A 20140-nucleotide genomic window follows, 5' to 3' on the forward strand; every position below is an offset into this window, starting at 1 on the left:
CTACAACCCCACTAAGCGGACTATGGAACAAGACGTGATGACGGTTTATATTTTTGTGTCAGGGCCGTTCTTCACGGGCTTACCTTAACGGCAAGCCTTGGATGCAAGTGTAGTACTACTTCGGAGAAACTACACCTGCCAGCTAGCCGGCAAAGGGCAGGGTTGATCTTAAACCCTTCCTTTGCCAACTGATAGCATTATTGCAATGGACTGCAATAAGCTTACTGTTGCGGCTTATACCATTTGGCGAAACCAGTCTGGATTTGTGCCGCAGCTTCCTTAGGCGCCAGTTTGCCGTTCAGAACCTGGGCATTCACGTTCCACAACTGGTTTTCCATGCTTGGTTCACCGCGGTTGAGGATTTGCGCGTTGAGGCGGATGGTCGACGAGCACGATTTACGCCAGTCGATCATTTGCTTCGCAACCGGATCCTTGACCGTGATCAGGTGATCCGACAATGAGAAGAAGCCGGTAACCTTATTGGTGTAGATGTCAGCAAATTCTTGCGAGCCGAGCCAAGCCAGGAATTTGTAAGCATCTTCCTTGTTCTTGGATTTTTTGTTGACGCCCATGCCGATATCGTTGTGATCGGAGATGTAGCATTTGTCGCCGGCTTTAGGCACTGGCGGCGGGAACGCACCCATCGAGATCTTCGAGTTGTCGTTGAAATAGGCGATATCCCAGGAGCCGGCAGGGTAGATCGCAGCCTTGCCCAGCGCGAACTGATTCTGGCTGTCGCCATAGGTTTGCGAGCTGGCGCCCTTGGACAGGTATTTACCCAGTTTGGCTTCGTACTCAAAGGCGTTGACGAAGTTAGGATCGGTGAATTTTTCCTTGCCCGAGATCAGTGCCTTGCGGCCTTCTTCGCCATGCCAGTAGTTAGGACCGATGCCGGTAAATATGATCTGGCTGGATTCCCACTGATCGTTTGTACCCAGCGCCAGCGGAGCGTATTTGCCATTGCTCTTGATGGTGTCGAGCACCTTGAAGAATTCAGCTTCAGTCTTCGGCGGTTGCAGGTTCAGGTCTTTGAAAATCTTCTGGTTGTACAGGAAGCCGTGGATCACCGAGGCGATTGGCATACAGAACGTGTCTTTGCCATCATCGCTCTGCCAGGCTGTCTTGGCCGAAGCAGGGAAGTGTTCCATGCCCGGTTTGCCATCCAGCTTTTCCAGGTTGCCCTTCTTGTACAAAGACAAGGAGACATCGAACGGACGGCAGGCGATCAGATCGCCAGCGGTGCCGCCGGCCAGGCGCGCGGTCAGGCTGGAGTCGTATTCGGTAGGGGCGGTAGGTGCAAATTTGACTTCAATTCCAGGATTCTTTTTCTGGAAAGCCGGGATCAGCACGGTTTCCCACAAGGTCTTGTCGTCGACGCGCCAGCTTTCAATCGTCAGCGTGCCGGCTTGTGCTGTGCCAACGGTCGCCAGGGCGATCAGTACAGCATTGCGGATAGTGCGAATTCGGTTGATGGTTTGCATCAATGTCTCCTCTTGGATTTATGGCTTGGTTTTTATTGCTTGGGGGTCTCAATTGCTTCTTTAACTGCATCCTCAACTGCTTCTTTAATACTGCACTTTCCAGAGCGCGATGCTAATTAAAGTGCCGCGAACAGACATTAGCACCATAAAAAATGTGCTGCCATCTTAGTTGTAATCCATCTCTAAAATTTATTTAAGTAATTGATTTTATTGATAAAAATTAAAATATGAGGTTTTTGCCGATTACATATCTTTACAGTGTTACCCGCCAATTGCTGTCCCTTCATCCTGCAACACGACTGATTGGCGGCGATGCGGGCGTTCCGGGACTATAGGTAAAATTACGAAACTTTACGTTTCTTTACAAAACTAGAGGAGCGTTAACGTTGTATACCGGACTTGCGCTATAGTCACACGCGATGTAGGAGATGGAACAAGCATTTATAAGAATATCAACAAGGCGCTAGATGATTGATAAGCGACACGCGAATGACAGGGGAGGCGCGAAAATCCGGGCTACAAGATCTCGTAGCTCGATCGTACTTCTGGCAGCACTCCTGGCAGTACTTCACCTATTCAAATACACGATCGGTACGGCCGCAGCCGCCACTATAGCGCCGGTCGCCGTCGGCAATCAACCGGCAGCCGCATTGCAGGTGGTGCACTGGTGGACCTCCGCAGGCGAGCGCAAGGCAGTTGATGTGTTGAGCAGGAAACTAGCCGAAGAAAATATTCAGTGGCGTGACCTGGCCATTCCTGGTGGCGCCGGCCTTGGCGCCAGCAAGGTGCTCAAGAGTATGGTGCTGGCAGGTAAAGCGCCTGAAGCTACCCAGCTTAACGGGATTGTATTTGGCGAGTGGGCCGATCTCGGCTTGTTGCTGGAGCTGGACGATGTCGCCACTCCGGGCAACTGGCAAAAATTGTTGTTTCCCACAGTGTGGTCGCTGGTGCATAACCGTGGCCATGTGGTGGCGGTGCCGCTGGGCATACATCGCATCAACAATCTGTTTTATAACAAGAAGATTTTCGACCGGCTCGGTTTGGCGGTGCCCAAGACCTGGGCTGAATTCGACCGGGTGGCAGATAAACTCAAACATGCCGGCATTACTCCGCTGGCGCAAAGCAGCGAGGCCTGGCAGGTCGCCACCTTGTTTGAAACGCTGGTGCTGGCCGAAAGCGGCCCGGCTTATTACCGTTCCCTGTTCGTCGATTTGAGTCCCGGCGCGTTTGGCGACGCCCGCATGACCCATGCGTTGAAGCGCCTGCGGGTGCTCAAGGAATGGATGCCGGCGCCGCTCAAGGAACGCCCGTGGCCGGACATGACACGGCAGCTGGCCGATGGCGACGCCGCCATGTTTGTCATGGGCGACTGGGCCAAGGGCGAGCTGCTGGCCTGGGGTTTGACTACCGATCGGGATTTTTCTTGCGTCGCGGTGCCAGGCACTGCAGACTATCATTTGTACAGCGTCGACACCCTGGCCATGTTCGCCGGCGACTATTCGCATCAGCCGGCACAGGAAAAGCTGGCGCAGTTGATCATGTCGCAGCCGGTGCAAACCGCTTACAATCAGGTCAAAGGTGCGATCCCGGTGTGGCGCTCTCCGGATTTGTCGAAAATGGATAGCTGTGCGCGCGCCTCATGGAACGCGTTCAGCAAAGGTAGTGCATTCCAGGCGCCGAGCCTGGTGCATCGGATGGCCGCCGACGAAACCGCGAAAGACGCCATCGTGGCTGAAGTGCATCGTTATTTCATGGACGACAAGATGCCCGAGAGCGATATCCAGCGCAGGCTGGCGGGCATTGCCCGGTCCTTGTCGAAAACAGGAAAGCAGGAATAATGCGCAAGATATTGATCGTCGACGACGACCAGAAAACACGGACGCTGTTAAAAGCCTATCTGGAAAAAAATCAGTACGAAGTGCGCCTGGCGCACAACGGCGAAGCGTTCCTGGCAGAATTCCAGCGCTACGCGGAAGAGCTGTCGCTGGTGATCCTGGATGTGATGCTGCCGGATACCGATGGTTTTTCCTTGTGCAAAACCGTCAGGCGCCGTTCCAACGTGCCGATCATCATGCTCACCGCCAGTTCCGATGAGACTGACCGGGTGGTCGGCCTGGAGCTTGGCGCCGACGACTATATCGCCAAGCCCTACAGTCCGCGTGAACTGCTGGCCCGGATCAAGGCTATCCATCGCCGTAGCGGCATAGACAGCGCCGTCGCGCCGCGCTACTACCGCTTTGTCGGCTTTACGCTGGATTCGGTAGAGCGCACCCTGAGCGATCCGGATGGCCAGCTGGTGGCGCTTACCGGCCTCGATTATCAATTGCTGAAATACTTTGTCGAGCATCCGGGCGACGTGCTCGATCGCGGTGTACTGTGCGAGGAAACCCGCGGCCGCGATGTCGGGCCGCTGGACCGTTCGCTGGATGTGCAGATCAGCAAATTACGCTTGCGCCTGAACGATGGCGGCAAGGACCCGCATCTGATCAAGACCGTGCGCGGCGCCGGTTATGTATTCTCTGCCGATGTGGCCGCTGCGCAAATCTGAAGCCGTGCCCCGGCGTAGCTGGTCGGCCTGGTCAACCTGGTATAGCCAGTTACTGTCCTGGCTGTTGCCGCATACGCTGCTGGGGCGGCTCTCGGTAGTCATGGTGTTTGGCGTGCTGGTGACGCAATTGGCCGGGGGTTTGATCTGGTCTGCGCAGTTGCGCAGCAAGGCGGAAATCGAAACGAAGACTGCAGCCCAGCATCTGGCCCACACCGCGGCCAGCGCGATCCGTTTTTTCATGAGCCTGCCGGCAAACTATCGGCCGATCCTGATCCAGCAATTACGTGAGATGGGCGGCACCCGGTTTTTTGTGAACACCAACGACGGCCCCGTCACCATTCACAAAATTGCCGACAATCCCCTTGCCAACATGGCGCTGACCGATATCGGCGCGACATTGAAAACGGATCTGCCTTTCCTGCCCGGATTCCGGCTGGCGTTTGCCTGGCCCGACGATCTGATGGTGTCGCCAGAAGGTTTGCAGGTTGCGGATTTGCCGGACAGCTGGGTCCAGCATACGCTGTTGATCAAGCCGAATCCGGCGCCGGTGCTGGTAATCCAGACCGAGCTTGAACCTGGCAACTGGTTATACCTGGCTGCCCTTATGCCGAACCCTTATTTCCTCGATAGCGATAATCCCTTGTCGCCGGAACGGTTGCTGTTGCAAGGCGTGTCGCTGGCCACTGTGCTATTGCTGTCGATCCTGGTGGTGCGCTGGACCACGCGCCCGCTGGCGGCGTTATCGGACGCTGCCGAAGCATTCGGCAAAGGCGAGACCGCGCCCGAACTACCCGAAACCGGTAGCCGCGAATTTATCAAGACCGCACGCGCTTTCCGCGCGATGCGCGAGCGCATCAAGCGTTATCTGGATGACCGCGAGCGTTTGTTCGTCTCTATCTCACATGATTTGCGGACGCCGATCACGCGCCTGAAGTTGCGTACCGAATTGCTGGATGATGAGGAGCTGCGCAGCGAATTCCATGAAGACCTGGATGAGCTCGACATGATGGTGAAGGGCGCTTTGCAATCGGTCAAGGATAGCGATATCCATGAAAACCGCACCGAGGTAAAACTTGACGCGCTGATCTTGCGCATGATCCGCGACGCCCGCATGGCAGGGCATGAGGTGGCGTTCAGCGAATCAGGGTTGACGGTGATGGCAAAGCCGCTGGCGCTCAAGCGCGCTATCGGCAACTTGTTCGACAACGCCTTGCACTACGGTGAAAAAGTCGAAATCGCGGTGACTGCGATTACCGACGAGTCAGGCAACGAAATCCAGATCCAGATTCGCGATCATGGCCCCGGCGTGCCCGAAGAAGCCCTGCATAGCTTGTTTGATCCATACACCCGGCTGGAGCATGGCCGCGACCAGAATGCCGGCGGCATGGGACTGGGCCTGGGTATCGCACGCAATATCGTGCAAGCCCATGGCGGCGAACTGCAGTTGCACAACCACATCGATGGCGGCCTGGTGGCAACCATCGTCCTGCCTGCGAGTTAGTCCAGCAGGTCTGAGAAGCTCTTTGCAACGGACAACCAGAACTAACTAACCGGGGTCAGAGTGAACTTTCGGTATGGTTCACCGCCGAAACTTCACTCTGACCCCGCTTAGTGGACCACGGAGCAGGAGTCGTAAAACGCAAAGATACAAACCTGCGATAAGTGGATTGCCGTTCTCCGAACCCGTGATGTGGGGTCAGAGTCAAGTTTCGCGATAAGGCCTGCGAAAGTTGACCGCCCCCAGATCACTACGTCGTCGATCAGGCTGCCCTACAAACCGAAACTATAGTTTTTCGCAACGTGCAAAGCCGCCTCGCGCAGGTCATGCGCCAGTTCCGAGCGGATGCCGCCGCTTGGGTAGGCGAGTACGTATTTGTAAGTGATGTCGGCCTTGAACGGACGCGTGATGACGCCGTGAGGGCGCCAGATCTTGGCCGCAAACGGCTCGACGATCGCCACGCCGAAGCCATTCGCAACCATCGCGTACCGAGTGTGCGAAGTATGCGTCTGAATCGTGTAATTGGGACGGATCGCGGCCGTTTTCAATGTCGATAACTCGCGGTCATAGGATTGTGCGCTGTTGGGCATCCAGCCGATCACGTTTTCGCCGTCAAGATCTTCGGGCAGGATGATTTCTTTTTGCGCCAGCGGATGGGTCGCGAGCATCGCGCACAGCATGGTTGCTTCCATGATCGGCTCGACCTCGATGCCGGCAAATGGCGGAAACGCCAGGCTCAGCGCCATGTCGACCTTGAGATCTTGCAGGCTGACCAGGATCTCGGGCACGCTGCAGCTATCGATCTTGACCGAGACATCCGGATGCTGTTTAAAGAAGCGTTGCAATATCTCGGGCAGCAAAGTGGTGGATAACACCGGCAGGCAGGCAATGGTGAGACCTTCCGGCGCTTCGTGGCGAATGCTACCGGCCACTTGCATCAGCCGCTCCAGACCTAGGAAATTTTCTTCAACCGCCTTATAAAAACGCACGCCGGCGTTGGTCGGCTCCAGGCGACCTTTGGCGCGGTTGAACAGACGGAAACCGAGGTCTTCCTCTAAATCGGCAATCAGCCTGCTGATTGCCGGCTGGGTTACATGCATGCGGCGGGCGGCAGACACGCTGGTGCCGGAAATCATGAGTGAGCGGAAGGCTTCGATTTGTCTGAAACGGATCATGGTCTTGTATCAATGCAGAGTGCTGTCTCGTGCGCACCTGAGGCTATATAACAAACTGCTATGGTGCATACGAATTTGTGAGTGGACATCATATTCCATTCTTGTAACACTGTCTGCATTGGAGATATGGTATTTGGCGCTGCCGACAATACCGGTCTTACGAAGAATTACGCTGAATAACATTCAATGCTATGCAGTAAGCGGACAGACGGATCTACGCTGTCATCTGCACGAACGAATTCTGGTTATGTCCAGATTTGCCCACAAGGCGCCCTGTATTAAGAGATTTCGAGGCCCTCACGAGGTGGCTTTCGGATCCTGGGGTTAAGCTGAGCCGCCAAGGCCGCAACTCTGTCGATCACTGTTTCTTCTGGTTTGCCCCGTCTGGAATTCCCACTACTTCCGTACTTCGCTTTTTCTATTCTTAGCTATCCTCCGCAATTTTAGTTAGCGGATAAAGTAGCCTGAAACTTTCCAGCTGCCGTCTTTTTCACGCATCGGCGTGATGGTTTCAACCGCGGATTTTTTGTTTTCGAACTGGGTTTCGTACTGGATCACCACGTATTCGCCATCGGGTGCGCCGGGAAGGGTGGTCGCATATTCCGTGCTTTTCAGTTCACGCGTCTTGACCGAGCCCAGCGGCGCCCTTAACGAACGGATGCCGGTTTCCCACGTGTTTTTTGCGATGCCGGTCTTAAAGAATGTGCCGGCGCGTTCCCAGCTCTCGCCATACTTGCCGGCATCGGTTAACGACACCCAACTGGTAGCTGCGGCTTGGGCTTGCTTTATTAGTTCGGCTTGCTGGTCTGCGGCGAAGGAGGGCGTGGTGGATGTCAGCAGCACGGCGGCAACTAGTGTCAGTATGGTTTTCATTTTCCGTTTCCCCCTGGATGAAATTTCAACAGGTCGCGCAGATGGGCATATGCCTTGCCGATACGCTCTGATCATAGGGGTTGCCACGGCTATTTGCAATGCACCTGAATTGCCTATGCCGCCCGGTAACGAACTGCAGCAGCGAAATCGAAAAAACAACATTTTCAGGGTTTGTGTTGACTCGTATAATGAGAATCATTACTATTTGTGGCTTATCGTAACCGACCGACCGCCAGCCAGTATCTCCCGTTCCCGACCATGTCGCGTAGCAATAGAACAGCCAGTGCGAACATGAATTGCGTATCAGGAGAATAAACCGCATGGCAGCCCTCGAATTTCCCCGGACTTTGACCACCCCGCGCTTGAAGTGCTCTGCTGCCGTCACCTTGGCGCTGGCAGTATTTACCGTGCCGGCGACGCTGCACGCGTAGCAAACTGACGCTGCTGCCGCTGAAGAGCATACGCTGGAATCTATCCAGGTCAGCGGCGACTGGCTAGGCACCGGCCTGCAAAGCAGCGTAAAGCGCTATCCCGGTGCGCGTACGGTGATCAAGAAAGAAGATATCGAGGATTCCGGCGCTTCCAGCATCGGCGACGTGATGCGCCGCATTCCCGGCGTACAGGTGAGCGACAACTCTAGTTCCGCCGGCAGTTCCGTCTCGCTGAATATCGGCGTGCGCGGCCTGGCAGGGCGCTTCTCGCCACGCTCCACGGTACTGCTCGACGGTATTCCGCTGGCGGTTGCACCGTATGGCCAGCCGCAGCTATCGTTTGCGCCGGTCAGCCTGGACAACATCGAATCGATTGACGTCGTACGCGGTGCCGGCTCGGTCCGCTTCGGCCCCCAGAACGTCGGCGGGATCATCAATTTCAAGACCCGTTCGATTCCGACCGAACCGGGCTTCAATGGCGACGCCACCGTGCGCACCAACAACTACACCGAGGCAGGCGGCGCCAATCGCCAGTACAGTGCCTTCGTCGGCAGCCAGCTCGATAACGGTCTCGGCCTGGCAGTTCTGTATTCCGGCGTCGATGGCTCCGGCTGGCGCGCCAACAGCGGTGAAACGGTCAACGATTTCGCGCTGAAATTCCGCTATCAACTGACCCCGAGTTCCGAGATCTACGGCAAGCTGTCGTACTACGATGTACGTTCGCAGACCCCGGGAGGCCTGACAGCCGCGCAATACGCGGCCAACCCGTTCCAGAACACCCGGCCAACCGACTTCTGGAGTGGTACCCGCAAAGGCGCCGACATCGGTTACCTGAATACGATTTCCGATACCCGGGAATTCGAGATCCGCACTTATTACAACGAGAGCTTCCGTCAAAGTACGCTGATCAACGGCAAGGTCCTCGGCCATCAGCCGCGCACTTACCAGACGCTGGGGATCGAGCCGCGCTATACGCAACGCTTCAACTTCGGCGGCAGCACCAACGATGTGACGGTCGGCTATCGCTATATCCGTGAAACCGGCAATGACGTGGTGTACAACACATCGGTAGCAACCGGGATCGCTACGCCGCCGTCCAGCTCTTTCGATAATTTCACCGGCGCCCACGCGGTCTACATCGACGACAAGATTTCGCTTGGCGACTGGCGCATTACGCCCGGCATCCGCTACGAACATATCCGTTCGACCCGTACCGACGTCCTCAACGGCCCGGTATTCCCGATCGATAACAACAAGCCCCTGCCGTCGATCAGCGTGGCTTACCTGCTGAACCAGTACCTGACGTTGTTCAGCAACTACAGCACCTCATTCGGCCCGGTCCAGAATACTCAGCTGAATGCGGCCATCGTCGGCAATCCGCTGGTGCCGGAATTGGCGAAGACCGCTGAAATCGGCGCGCGCTGGAAGAGCCGTCAGCTGTCGGCCGAGATCACCGCTTTCGACATCCGTTTCGACAACCAGATCCAACAGGTAGCAGGCAGCTCGCCGGCAGTGTTCCAGAATATCGGCGCCACCCGTCACGATGGGATCGAGACTGCGATCGACTATGCCTTTGACAAGGCGGGTGTATTGGCCGGTCTGAATCTTTACGCAAACTACACCTACACCCGCGCGTTGCAGAAATCCGGCCCGACCGCTGGCCTCGACGTGCCGTTCTACTCGCGCAATACCGACACCATCGGCGCCCGTTATGCGATCGGCGCCTGGGGCTTCGATCTGTCGACTACGCATCAAAGCCGGCAGTTTGCCGATAACGCCAACACCATTGCCGAAAGCGCGAATGGCGGCAACGGCGAGATTCCCGGTTTTCGCACCTGGAATGCGCAAGTCAACTGGAAAGTGCCGGGTTTGAAGGGGACAGAGCTGCTGGCCGGAGTCAATAACCTGACCGACAAGCGTTATTTCACGCGCACTACCGATTCGAATATCGGCAAGCTGGTTGGTGCGCCACGCATGGTGTACGTGCAGGGACGTGTTGCTTTCTGATATCTGGAGACTGTTGTGCAGGACGAAAAATGGAAGCTGCGGGCTTCCATTTTTATTTGCAGCTATTTGTTTTCGATGCGATCTACCTACTGCGTAGGTAGATATCAGCTTTGCAATTTGCTTTACGGCTCCGCGCTATCGTACTAAAGTTCTTGTCATATTACTTGATGAAAAACGAGCTGAACCGGCCGCACCGCAGCAATTTTTGATGGCAGGTCAGCTCTCACAACTACAACAATGTTGATATCGCGGGAGACTGTCATGAAATCCGATGAAGGCAATGCCACATCCAGCCGTCGCAAATTTTTGCAGAATGCCGGGCTAGCTGCCGGCTCACTGGCGCTGGCGCCGTTGCACAGCATTGCGGCCGCCACCACCACCAGCATACCGGTAGACAACGGCGAACGAGACTTGGTCGCGTATCCGCAAAAACGTCCGTTGATGCGGATCACAACGCGTCCGCCGCATCTTGAAACGCCTTTCAGCGCGTTCAACGAAGGGCCGCTTACCGCGAACGATGCATTTTTCGTGCGCTACCACCTGGCCAATATCCCTACCTCGATTGATGCAAACACCTATCGGTTAAAGATCAGCGGCCGGGTCACGCGCGAACTGTCGCTGTCGCTGGCTGAACTGAAGGCGATTGCGCCGGCGGTCGAAGTGGTGGCGGTCAACCAGTGTTCCGGCAACAGCCGCGCATTTTCAACGCCGCGCGTGTTCGGTGCGCAGCTCGGCAACGGCTCCATGGGAAATGCGCGCTGGGTCGGCGTGCCGTTGAAGGCGGTGCTGGAGCATGCCGGAGTGCTGGCCGACGCCAAACAGGTGAGCTTCAACGGACTGGATCAGCCAGTACTGCCAACCACGCCGGATTTCATCAAGGCGCTCGATATCGATCACGCCCTTAGCGGCGAACCGATCATCGCCTGGTCCATGAACGGCGCCGATATTCCTTTCTTGAACGGCTATCCGATCAAGCTGATCGTACCCGGTTATTTCGGCACGTATTGGGTCAAGCATCTGAATGAAATCGAAGTGCTGGACCATGTCTACGACGGCTTTTTCATGGCCACCGCGTATCGCGTTCCTGACAACGACTGCATGTGTGTGACGCCCGGAACAGCGCCAGGAAAAACACGGCCGATTTCGCGTTTGAAGGTACGCTCCTTCATCACCAGTCTGCATGATGGCTCGGTGGTCCGCGCCGGGCGCCGGGTTGAACTGAAAGGGATTGCTTTCGATGGCGGCAGCGGCATCAAAGCTGTCGATATTTCGGCTGACGGCGGCCAGACATGGAAGGCCGCGGTGCTGGGCAAAGATCTTGGAAAATACTCGTTCCGCGAATGGCGCTTCGGCATCACGCCGTCGCGCAAGGGAGAGTTGCAGCTGATGGTAAGGGCGACCGCGCAGAGTGGTGAAATCCAACCGCCCGAAGCTACCTGGAATCCTGCAGGTTATGCGCGCAACGTGATCGAAACCACAAAAATAAGCGTTGCTTAGGAGATCGCCATGAACTACGTAAAAACGATGGTTGCCGGCGTCCTGTTTGGCGCAGCTGCGATTGCATCGGCAGCACCCTTGAGCATTACGCTACCGCAGGAAACGGCCCAGCTCAAGCCTTCCACGCATCCGGGTTATGTGGTCGCCACGCAAATGTGCGCGATCTGCCATTCTGCCGACTACATCAACCAGCAGCCTGGCAAGATGACTCTGACGCAATGGACTGCGGAGGTGGCGAAAATGCAGCACGCATATGGCGCGCCCCTGAGCGATGAGCAGGTTAAGCAGATTGGAGAATATCTGGCGATTACCTATGGTAGTGAAAAGCCGGCGGCAGCGCCGTAAGCTGCGCCGGCTGTGAGTCTCGATCGTTTGTGCAATTCGGATGAAGTGCGCAAGCGGATCGCTTCGATTACTCGATTATTGTTTACGCTTCAGTCAGCGCCGGGTAATCGGTATACCCGTGCTCACCCTCACCGCCATACAACGGCGCATCGGTAAAGGGTACATTCAACGGCAGGTTGTGCTGCAAGCGATATACCAGATCCGGATTGGTGATGAAGGCGCGGCCGAAAGCGACCAGGTCGCCGTGCCCGCTGGCGATGGCTTCGCGCGCCATCATGCGGTCGTAGCCGTTGTTCACCAGCCAGGCGCCGTCAAAACGTTGATGCAGTGCTTCGTAGTCAAACGGTGCGTTATCGCGCGGGCCGCCGGTGTGGCCTTCGACCACGTGCAGATAGGCCAGGCCAAACTGGTTGAGCTGTTCCACCAGATAGTTGAACAACGGTTGCGGCTGGCTTTCGCTGGAATCGTTGACTGGCGATACCGGTGAGAGGCGCACACCGACCCGGCCGCCGCCGATTTCGGCACTGGTTGCGGCCACTACTTCCAACAGCAGGCGGCTGCGATTTTCAATGCTGCCGCCGTAGATGTCGGTACGGTGATTCGAGCCGTCACGCAGGAAACTGTCGAGCAGATAGCCGTGTGCACCGTGGATTTCAATGCCATCGAAACCGGCGTCCATGGCGCGCCGCGCCGTTTGGCGGAAGTCGTCGATTACGCCAGGGATGTCTGCCAGCGGCAGTTCACGCGGCACCGAGGTGTCGACATAACCTTCGCCGGGCACAAAGGTCTTGGCGTCGGCGCGGATTGCCGATGGCGCTACCGGCGCCTTGCCGTCCGGCTGGAAGGAGACATGCGACATGCGGCCGGTATGCCAGATTTGCACCACGATACGGCCGCCTTTTTCATGCACGGCATCGGTGATTTTTTTCCAGGCGGCGACTTGTTCCGGCGTATGCAGGCCAGGTGTGTTGGCATAACCCTGCGCCTGGGCTGAGACCTGAGTCGCTTCGGTTACGATCAGGCCGGCCGATGCGCGCTGGGCGTAATATTTCAGGTTCAATTCATTCGGTACATTGCCTTCGCCGGCGCGGTTGCGGGTCAGCGGCGCCATTACAATCCGGTTGGACACTTCGATGTCGCCAATGCGGGCGGGTTGGAACAGGCTGTCTTCGGTACGGGTTTCTGGGGTGCGGCTCATGTGCATTCCTTCGTGAATAAATCGCTGTCAGGCGATTGGTGGTTTGACTTGCTGCTAAAAAAACTGCAATGCTAATTAATAAATGACCGGTCGTCTCGGATTTGTTTTAATAAGAGAATTCAATTCCTCCTGTAGCTTCTGTGACGCTAAGGCAGGAAAAAATGATCGAACATCAGATTGATGCAGGCGCGCACCGGCGCCGTCGAGCGTTCGATTTTCATGCGCAGCAGGGCACCTTCCCAGGCGTTCCAGAAAAAATCGGTCAGTTGCTCCGCGCTCAGGTCGGTACGTACCGAGCCGTCGGCCTGGGCTTTGCGCAGATAGCTGGCGAAACGCTTTCGCCAGCCGCCGACCACTTCCTGCAGGGTAAGGCGGCAGAGTTCGCTGGATTCCGACATTTCGGCAGCAAAATTACCCAGCAGGCAGCCGGCTTTCACTTCGCACTGTTCGTGATAGCTGATGATGCGTTCGTAGGTGTAACGCAACGCGGCCAACGGTTGTTCCGGGCCTTCGGCAAAATAAGCCGACCACTTGTCTGCGAAGCCGTCGGCATAAAACGAGATGACCTCGGCGCCGAAGTCTTCCTTGCTCTTGAAATAGTTGTAAAACGAACCCTTGGGCACGCCGGTGGCATCGACGATTTCCTTGATGCCGGTGCCGTTGTAGCCTTGCTCTGCGAATAGCCGGAGGCCGGTTTCGAGCAAGGTTGCGCGGGTATCGTTGGGGGTGAGGACTTTATTCATACCGCTATTATATGACCAGTCGTCTCAAATTGCTTGGCGTTGAAAAATAATAATTTATTGATATCTTTTCCGGACTTCGAAATTCCATCGAAAAGCTTCGGAATGAATCCTCGCTTCCACTCATTTTACCTATGAACATCCAGCAAATTTAATTTGTGGCGGCAGGTAAATGCCGACCGCATTACTGCTATCATTTGGTTAATGTTCCCATCAGGAACTATCCGTGTCGCGCTTACTTACCCAGTGTTGCCGCTTTCAGAGAGTTGCATTATTTTTACCGCATTCCGTCAATTTTTCACGCGCAAGCTGTCGGCCGATCCGATGCTGCGCCATCGCGACTTCCGCCGCTTCTGGCTGACCACCGTCATCGCCAGCTTCGGCGAGCAGATCAGCAGCCTGGCGATTCCGCTCACCGCAGTACTTCTGCTGCAAGCCACTCCCGCCCAGATGGGCATGCTGATTGCCTTGCAGACCTTGCCGTTCGCCTTGTTCTCGCTGCCAGTCGGCGTCTGGCTGGACCGGCGCAGCAAGTATCCGGTACTGCTGTGGTCGGAATTCCTGTTTGGCGTCGTGCTGGCGGTGATCCCGATAAGTTACTGGCTGGGTTTGTTGAACATGCATGTGCTGTATGCGGTCGGCTTCCTGATGGGGATCGGTTTTGTCATCGGTGGCAGCGCTTCCCAGGTGTTTCTGGCGCAGCTGGTAGGGCGCGAGCATTTGCTGGATGCGCAAAGCAAGTTTGCCGCTACCGATTCGATGGCGCGCCTGATCGGCCCGGGCATCGCCGGCATGCTGGTGCAATTGCTGACGGCGCCGGTAGCGGTGCTGGTCGATGCCCTCGGGTTCATCGGGTCGTGGTGGAATTTGCGTTTTCTGCGCAAGCGCGACACTTATCCTGCGCCGTCCGATCGCCATCCTTTCCGCGAAATGGTGGATGGCATCAAGATGGTGTGGAATCACGAAGTGCTGTGGGCGCTGGCCTGGGGTACCGCCTTGTGGCAAGTGCTGTTCAATGGTTACCTGGCGTTGCAGATCCTGTTCGCCACCCACCAGCTAGGCATGTCGCCAGGCGTGTTGGGCGCAGCGCAAACGCTGGGTGGCCTCGGCGTGCTGGTCAGCTCTATATTGCTCAAGCCTTTGTCACGGCGATTCGGCAGCGGGCGCACGATCCTGATCGGCCTCGGCGGCACTGGCGCGGCGTGGCTGTTGCTGGCAATGATCCCGGCCAACCTGTTTGGCTCGCCGCTGCTGAGTGCATTGGCTTACGGCGTAGTGGTATTCATCTTCGATTGCAGCGCCATGCTGTATTTCATGCCTTACCTTGCACTGCGCCTGAAACTGACGCCCGACGCTTATCACGGCCGCATGGTGTCCACCATGCGTTTCATGACCGTGGCGGCGGCGCCGCTGGGCGCCTTGTCGGCCGGCTGGATTGCCGAGCATCTGGGGGTGCGTAGCGGATTGATTGCTATCGCGGCAGGCGGCAGCCTGCTGACTTTCGGCTTGCTGAAGACCTCACCTTTGCGCGATATCCGCGACTAAGGCTTTCCCGGTGTTGTAGCGTGGGCACAAAGGCGTGCCCACGCTACGGAGATGGCGATGCCGACATCGCCATTTTTCCAACGTTATTTAGCCAAAGCCAGCGCACTGTTACTGGCGGCAGGCGCATTCCACCCACCGCCCAACGCCCGAATCAGACCAACCGACGCCACTGCACGCAGACCAACGGTCTGGCTTTTCGCGCGTTGCGCGGAAAGACTCGAACGTTGCGCGTCGATCACTTCAAAGTAGCTGGTAGAGCCATTCCGATAACGTGAGTCAGCAAGGCGCGCCGCCAGTTGCGCCGACTTCACGGCATCTTCCTGGAATCGGATCTGATTATCCAGAGTGCGCAGGGCGCTCAGGTTATCTTCCACATCCTGGAAGCCGACCAGCACTTGTTGCCGATAATTGGCCACCACCGATTCATAGTTGGCATCCGCCTTTGCCAGATTGGCCTTGTTGCGGCCACCGTCCAGCAAGGGCATATTGAGCACGGAGCCGACCACCGGCCCCAGTAGCCAGCTGCGGCTAGACCATTGGAACAGGTTGTGCAGCGCGTCCGACGCGAAGCCGCCGGACGCCGTCAGCACCAGGCTCGGAAAGAAGCCGGCTTTGGCTACGCCGATACGGGCGCTGGCGGCGGCCAGCTGGCGCTGCGCCTGGGCGACGTCCGGGCGCCGTTCCAGCAGATCGGAGGGCAGGCCGGGCGGCACGCTGACCGTTACCGGTTGCAGCGGTTCAGTTGCCAGCGTGAACTGGGCCGGCGCCTTGCCGAGCAGGATCGCCAGCGCATGGTCGCGCTGGGCGCGGCTTCGGCTGACGCCTTCCTGTTCCGCCTGGGTTACCGACAGTTCGGTCTGGGCTTGCGCTACATCAAGCTCGCTGGTGTCGCCGGCATCATAGCGATGCTGCACCAGCCGCATGTTTTCCTGGCGCAGCTTGATGGTTTGCTGCAGCACATCCAGTTCCGAATCAAGCGAACGGATCGCAAAATACTGCTGGGCGACATCGGCCTGCAACGCCAGCAACACCGAGCGATAAGCTGCTTCCTGTCCTTCAACATCAAGACGGGCGGCACGGCTGCTGTCCGACAGGCGACCGAACAGATCGACCTCATAGGAGGCGCCCAGCTGCGCCTGCCATTGGGTGGACGTGGCGCTCGCCGTGCCCTGGCGGGTCGGGCCGAAGGCGGCGCCTAGCTGGAACGCGCGGTCGGCATCGGCCAGGCCGGCGGTGGCGCGCGCTTCCTTGACGCGCGCCAATGCCATTGCCAGGGTCGGGCTGGATTGTGTGGCTTCACCGATCAGCCGGTTCAGCTCGGCATCGCCGAACACCATCCACCAGGCGCCGCGATCGGCGCCATCGGCCGGCTGCGCGACTTTCCAGCTGCCATCCAGATTAGCGCTTTCGCGATATTGCGTCGGCAAATCAACCGCAATTTTTTCCGGCGGTTTGGTGGTGGAGCAACCGGCCAGCACCAGTGCGGCAACCAGCGTGCTGAGTTTCAGATTGAAGTTCAGATTGAAAGTTTTCATACTCAGATTCCTTCGATTTGCGCCACTGTTGCAATGGCTGGCGCTGCTGGTCCGTGCGCTGTCGGCGCTGGACCGGCATGATGTTCGGTTTGCGGTTTCGTGCCGGTAAACCGCGATGCCAGGGTGCGCAGCAATACGTAAAAGATCGGTGTCAGGAACAACCCGAAAGCAGTCACGCCAATCATGCCGGAGAACACCGCGACCCCCATCGCATGGCGCATTTCAGCACCGGCGCCGGTCGACAGGATCAGCGGGATGACGCCTGCGATGAAAGCGATCGAGGTCATCAGGATAGGCCGCAGACGTAAATGCGCAGCTTCGATTGCCGCAGCGTAGATGGAACGTCCTTGCAATTCCAGTTCATGCGCAAACTCCACAATCAGGATCGCGTTCTTACACGCCAGGCCGACCAATACGATCAGGCTGATCTGGGTGAAGATGTTGTCGTCGCCTCTTGTCAGCCAGACACCGAAGATTGCCGACAAGATCCCCATCGGTACGATCAGCAACACTGCCAGCGGCAAGGTCAGGCTCTCGTATTGCGCCGCCAGTACAAAGAACACCAGCAAGATCGACAACGGCAGGATGATGAACAGCGTATCGCCGGCAATCTTGTCCTGATAGGTGATTTCAGTCCACTCGTAGCTGATGCCGCGTGGCAGCGTCTCGGCGGCGATGCGTTCTACCGCAGCCTGGGCCTGGCCAGTACTGTAGCCAGGCGCCGGTCCACCGTTGATATCGGCAGAAGGGAAGGCGTTATAGCGTATCGCCTGATCGGGTCCGTAGCTTTGCGTCATCTTCAGCAAGGACGACAGTGGCACCATCTCACCACGGTCGTTGCGGGCTTTCAGCAAGCCGATATCTTCGGCGTGGGCACGGAACGGCGCATCAGCCTGGACCCGTACCTGGAAGGTACGGCCGAACTTGTTGAAATCGTTCACGTACAGCGACCCGAGGTAGATTTGCAAGGTGTCGAATACCGCCGGGATCGATACCCCCAGTTGCTGGGCGCGAACCCGGTCGACATCGGCATATAGCTGCGGCACATTGATCTGGAAGCTGGAGAACATGCCAGCCAGCTCCGGTGCTTTTTGCGCTTTTGCCATGAATGCCTGCAAACTGTCACTCAATGCCTGGTTGCCGAGCGCGGCGCGATCTTCGAGCTGCAGCTTGAAGCCGCCAATCGTACCCAGGCCTTGCACCGGTGGCGGCGGAAAGACGGCGATGAACGCACCTTGGATAGCCGCGAACTTTTGATTCAGCTGCTGTGCAATCGCAATCCCGCTCTGGTCGGCGCCACGGCGCTCGTCAAACGGTTTGAGCGTGGTGAACACGATGCCGGAGTTGGGGCTGTTGACGAAGCCGTTGATCGACAGGCCAGGGAAGGCCACGGCGGATTCCACGCCAGGCTGCTTCAGTGCGATTTCCGACATCTTGCGCATCACGTCTTCAGTACGATCCAGCGATGCGGCGTCAGGCAATTGCGCAAAGCCCACCAGATATTGCTTGTCCTGGGCCGGGATGAAGCCGTTCGGCACGGTATGGAACAGCAGCACGGTGACGCCGATCAATACTGCATACACTGCCAGCGCAGCAGACTTGCGTTTCAAGATGCCGGTCACGCCGCCGCTGTAGGAGTCCGAAGCGCGGTGAAAGACCTTGTTGAACACAGCAAAGAAGCCGCCGAAGAAACGATCGATCAGACGTTGGAACGCATCCTTCTTGGCGCCGTGGCCTTTCAGCAGCAGGGCTGCCAGTGCCGGCGACAAGGTCAGCGAGTTGAATGCGGAAATGACGGTTGAAATCGCAATCGTCAAGGCGAATTGTTTGAAGAACTGACCGGTCAGGCCGCTGACGAAAGCCAGTGGAATAAACACGGCGCACAAGGTCAAGGCAATCGCCACGATAGGTCCAGAGACTTCACGCATGGCTTTGTAGGTGGCTTCCTTGGCGGATAAGCCGTTTTCGATATTGCGCTCGACGTTCTCTACCACCACGATGGCGTCATCGACCACAATCCCGATGGCTAGCACCAGTCCGAACAAACTCAGGGCGTTGATCGAAAAGCCCAGGCCCATCATCACGGCAAACGTGCCGATCACCGATACCGGTACCGCCAGCAACGGGATGATCGAAGCGCGCCAGGTTTGCAGGAAAATGATCACCACGATCACCACCAGCAGAATCGCTTCCAGCAAGGTATGGACCACGGCCTCGATGGACGAACGGACGAATTGGGTCGGGTCGTACACGATCTTGTAGTCGACGCCTTCCGGCATGTCTTTCTTCAGCTCTGCCATGGTGGCGCGGACGTTATCGGAGATTTCCAATGCGTTAGAGCCGGGTGCCTGGAAGATAGGAATCGCTACGGCCTGCTTGTTATCGAGCAGGGAGCGCAACGCATATTCGCTGGCGCCGAGTTCGATTCGCGCTACATCTTTCAGATAAGTGACGACGCCATCCGGTGAAGTGCGGACTACGATGTTCCCAAACTCTTCCTCATTGGCGAGGCGGCCGCGGGCATTTACCGAAATCTGATAATTAACCCCGGGCACCGACGGCGAAGCGCCAATCACGCCGGCGGCGACATTGACGTTTTGCTGGCGGATGGCGTTGACTACGTCGGTGGCAGCCAGGCCGCGTTCGGCCACCTTGCGCGGATCGAGCCAGATGCGCATCGAGTAATCGCCGGAACCGAACAGTTGGACCGAACCAATCCCGGGCAGGCGCGCCAGCCGGTCTTTGACATTCAACACTGCGTAGTTACGCAGGTAGGCCATGTCGTAACGGTCGTTGGGCGACAGCAAATGCACCACCATGGTCAGGTTGGGTGAACTCTTGACCGTGGTGACGCCGAGCCGCTGGACCACATCCGGCAATCTCGGCAAAGCCTGGTTGACGCGATTCTGCACCAGTTGCTGGGCCTGGTCAGGTGAGGTGCCCAGCTTGAAGGTGATGGTCAGCGTCATCAAGCCATCCGAAGTGGCTTGCGAAGACATGTACAGCATGCCTTCGACGCCGTTGATCTGTTCCTCGATCGGCGTTGCCACGGTTTCCGCGATAGTTTGCGGATTAGCGCCCGGATACTGCGCCTTGACGATCACCGACGGCGGAATCACTTCCGGGTATTCGGAGATCGGCAGGCTGAGCATGGAAATCAGACCGCCGATCAAGATGATCGCAGATAGAACGCCCGCAAAAATCGGGCGGTCGATAAAGAATTTTGAAATATTCATGGTGTTGGGCTCTGCTGAGTGTTTGGCATCG

13 protein-coding genes and 1 pseudogene are annotated in these 20140 nt (G+C 57.2%); 7 read left to right on the plus strand and 7 right to left on the minus strand.

Annotated elements, in window-relative coordinates; translation table 11 throughout:
- Positions 1-221 precede the first annotated feature (221 nt).
- Complete coding sequence (locus BM029_RS02140; protein WP_092432203.1) at positions 222-1481, minus strand: ABC transporter substrate-binding protein; 1260 nt, start codon at positions 1479-1481, stop codon at positions 222-224.
- Positions 1482-1948: 467 nt separating this feature from the next.
- Between BM029_RS02140 and BM029_RS02145 the strand changes: the two genes are divergently transcribed.
- From BM029_RS02145 to BM029_RS02155, 3 genes are all read left to right on the plus strand, one after another.
- Entirely contained in the window at positions 1949-3319 is a 1371-nt protein-coding gene (locus tag BM029_RS02145) for an ABC transporter substrate-binding protein (RefSeq protein ID WP_092432205.1), read from the plus strand.
- On the plus strand, positions 3316-4029 hold the full coding sequence (locus tag BM029_RS02150; protein WP_170850962.1) for a response regulator: 714 nt from the start codon (positions 3316-3318) through the stop codon (positions 4027-4029). The genes BM029_RS02145 and BM029_RS02150 overlap by 4 nt, the downstream gene beginning before the upstream one ends.
- A gap of 100 nt (positions 4030-4129) precedes the next feature.
- A complete protein-coding gene (locus tag BM029_RS02155; protein ID WP_244544882.1) occupies positions 4130-5530 on the plus strand; it encodes an ATP-binding protein in 1401 nt (466 codons plus the stop codon).
- A 269-nt stretch (positions 5531-5799) separates the two neighbouring features.
- On the opposite strand, the gene BM029_RS02160 is transcribed toward BM029_RS02155, so the two are convergent.
- On the minus strand, positions 5800-6702 hold the full coding sequence (locus BM029_RS02160) for a LysR substrate-binding domain-containing protein (protein WP_092432212.1): 903 nt from the start codon (positions 6700-6702) through the stop codon (positions 5800-5802).
- A gap of 447 nt (positions 6703-7149) precedes the next feature.
- The gene (locus BM029_RS02165) at positions 7150-7575 is read right to left on the minus strand and encodes a DUF4019 domain-containing protein (RefSeq protein ID WP_244544864.1); all 426 of its coding nucleotides are present in this window, start codon (positions 7573-7575) and stop codon (positions 7150-7152) included.
- A gap of 458 nt (positions 7576-8033) precedes the next feature.
- Between BM029_RS02165 and BM029_RS02170 the strand changes: the two are divergent.
- The 3 genes and pseudogenes from BM029_RS02170 to BM029_RS02180 all read left to right on the plus strand — a co-directional run.
- Positions 8034-10013, plus strand: a pseudogene (locus BM029_RS02170) (TonB-dependent receptor family protein); the annotation flags it as partial.
- A gap of 261 nt (positions 10014-10274) precedes the next feature.
- Complete coding sequence (locus BM029_RS02175) at positions 10275-11510, plus strand: SorA family sulfite dehydrogenase catalytic subunit (protein WP_092432217.1); 1236 nt, start codon at positions 10275-10277, stop codon at positions 11508-11510.
- Positions 11511-11519: 9 nt separating this feature from the next.
- Positions 11520-11855 carry a SorB family sulfite dehydrogenase c-type cytochrome subunit gene (locus tag BM029_RS02180; RefSeq protein WP_092432219.1) on the plus strand — a complete coding sequence of 112 codons (336 nt, stop codon included), beginning with the start codon at positions 11520-11522 and terminating at the stop codon, positions 11853-11855.
- Positions 11856-11937: 82 nt separating this feature from the next.
- On the opposite strand, the gene BM029_RS02185 is transcribed toward BM029_RS02180, so the two are convergent.
- Together BM029_RS02185 and BM029_RS02190 are read right to left on the minus strand one after the other, a co-directional pair.
- Complete coding sequence (locus BM029_RS02185) at positions 11938-13053, minus strand: alkene reductase (RefSeq protein WP_371329075.1); 1116 nt, start codon at positions 13051-13053, stop codon at positions 11938-11940.
- Between the two features lie 146 nt (positions 13054-13199).
- Positions 13200-13796, minus strand: coding sequence for a TetR/AcrR family transcriptional regulator (locus BM029_RS02190; RefSeq protein WP_092432222.1), 597 nt, complete (start codon positions 13794-13796; stop codon positions 13200-13202).
- A 201-nt stretch (positions 13797-13997) separates the two neighbouring features.
- Between BM029_RS02190 and BM029_RS02195 the strand changes: the two genes are divergently transcribed.
- Positions 13998-15338, plus strand: coding sequence for an MFS transporter (locus BM029_RS02195; RefSeq protein ID WP_244544865.1), 1341 nt, complete (start codon positions 13998-14000; stop codon positions 15336-15338).
- 83 nt (positions 15339-15421) lie between these two features.
- On the opposite strand, the gene BM029_RS02200 is transcribed toward BM029_RS02195, so the two are convergent.
- Entirely contained in the window at positions 15422-16873 is a 1452-nt protein-coding gene (locus BM029_RS02200; protein WP_092432225.1) for an efflux transporter outer membrane subunit, read from the minus strand.
- A gap of 2 nt (positions 16874-16875) precedes the next feature.
- A complete protein-coding gene (locus BM029_RS02205) occupies positions 16876-20109 on the minus strand; it encodes an efflux RND transporter permease subunit (protein ID WP_092432227.1) in 3234 nt (1077 codons plus the stop codon).
- Positions 20110-20140 lie beyond the last annotated feature (31 nt).

Origin of the sequence: Collimonas sp. OK607, from assembly GCF_900111995.1 — a bacterium.
Classification (GTDB): Bacteria; Pseudomonadota; Gammaproteobacteria; order Burkholderiales; family Burkholderiaceae_D; genus Collimonas.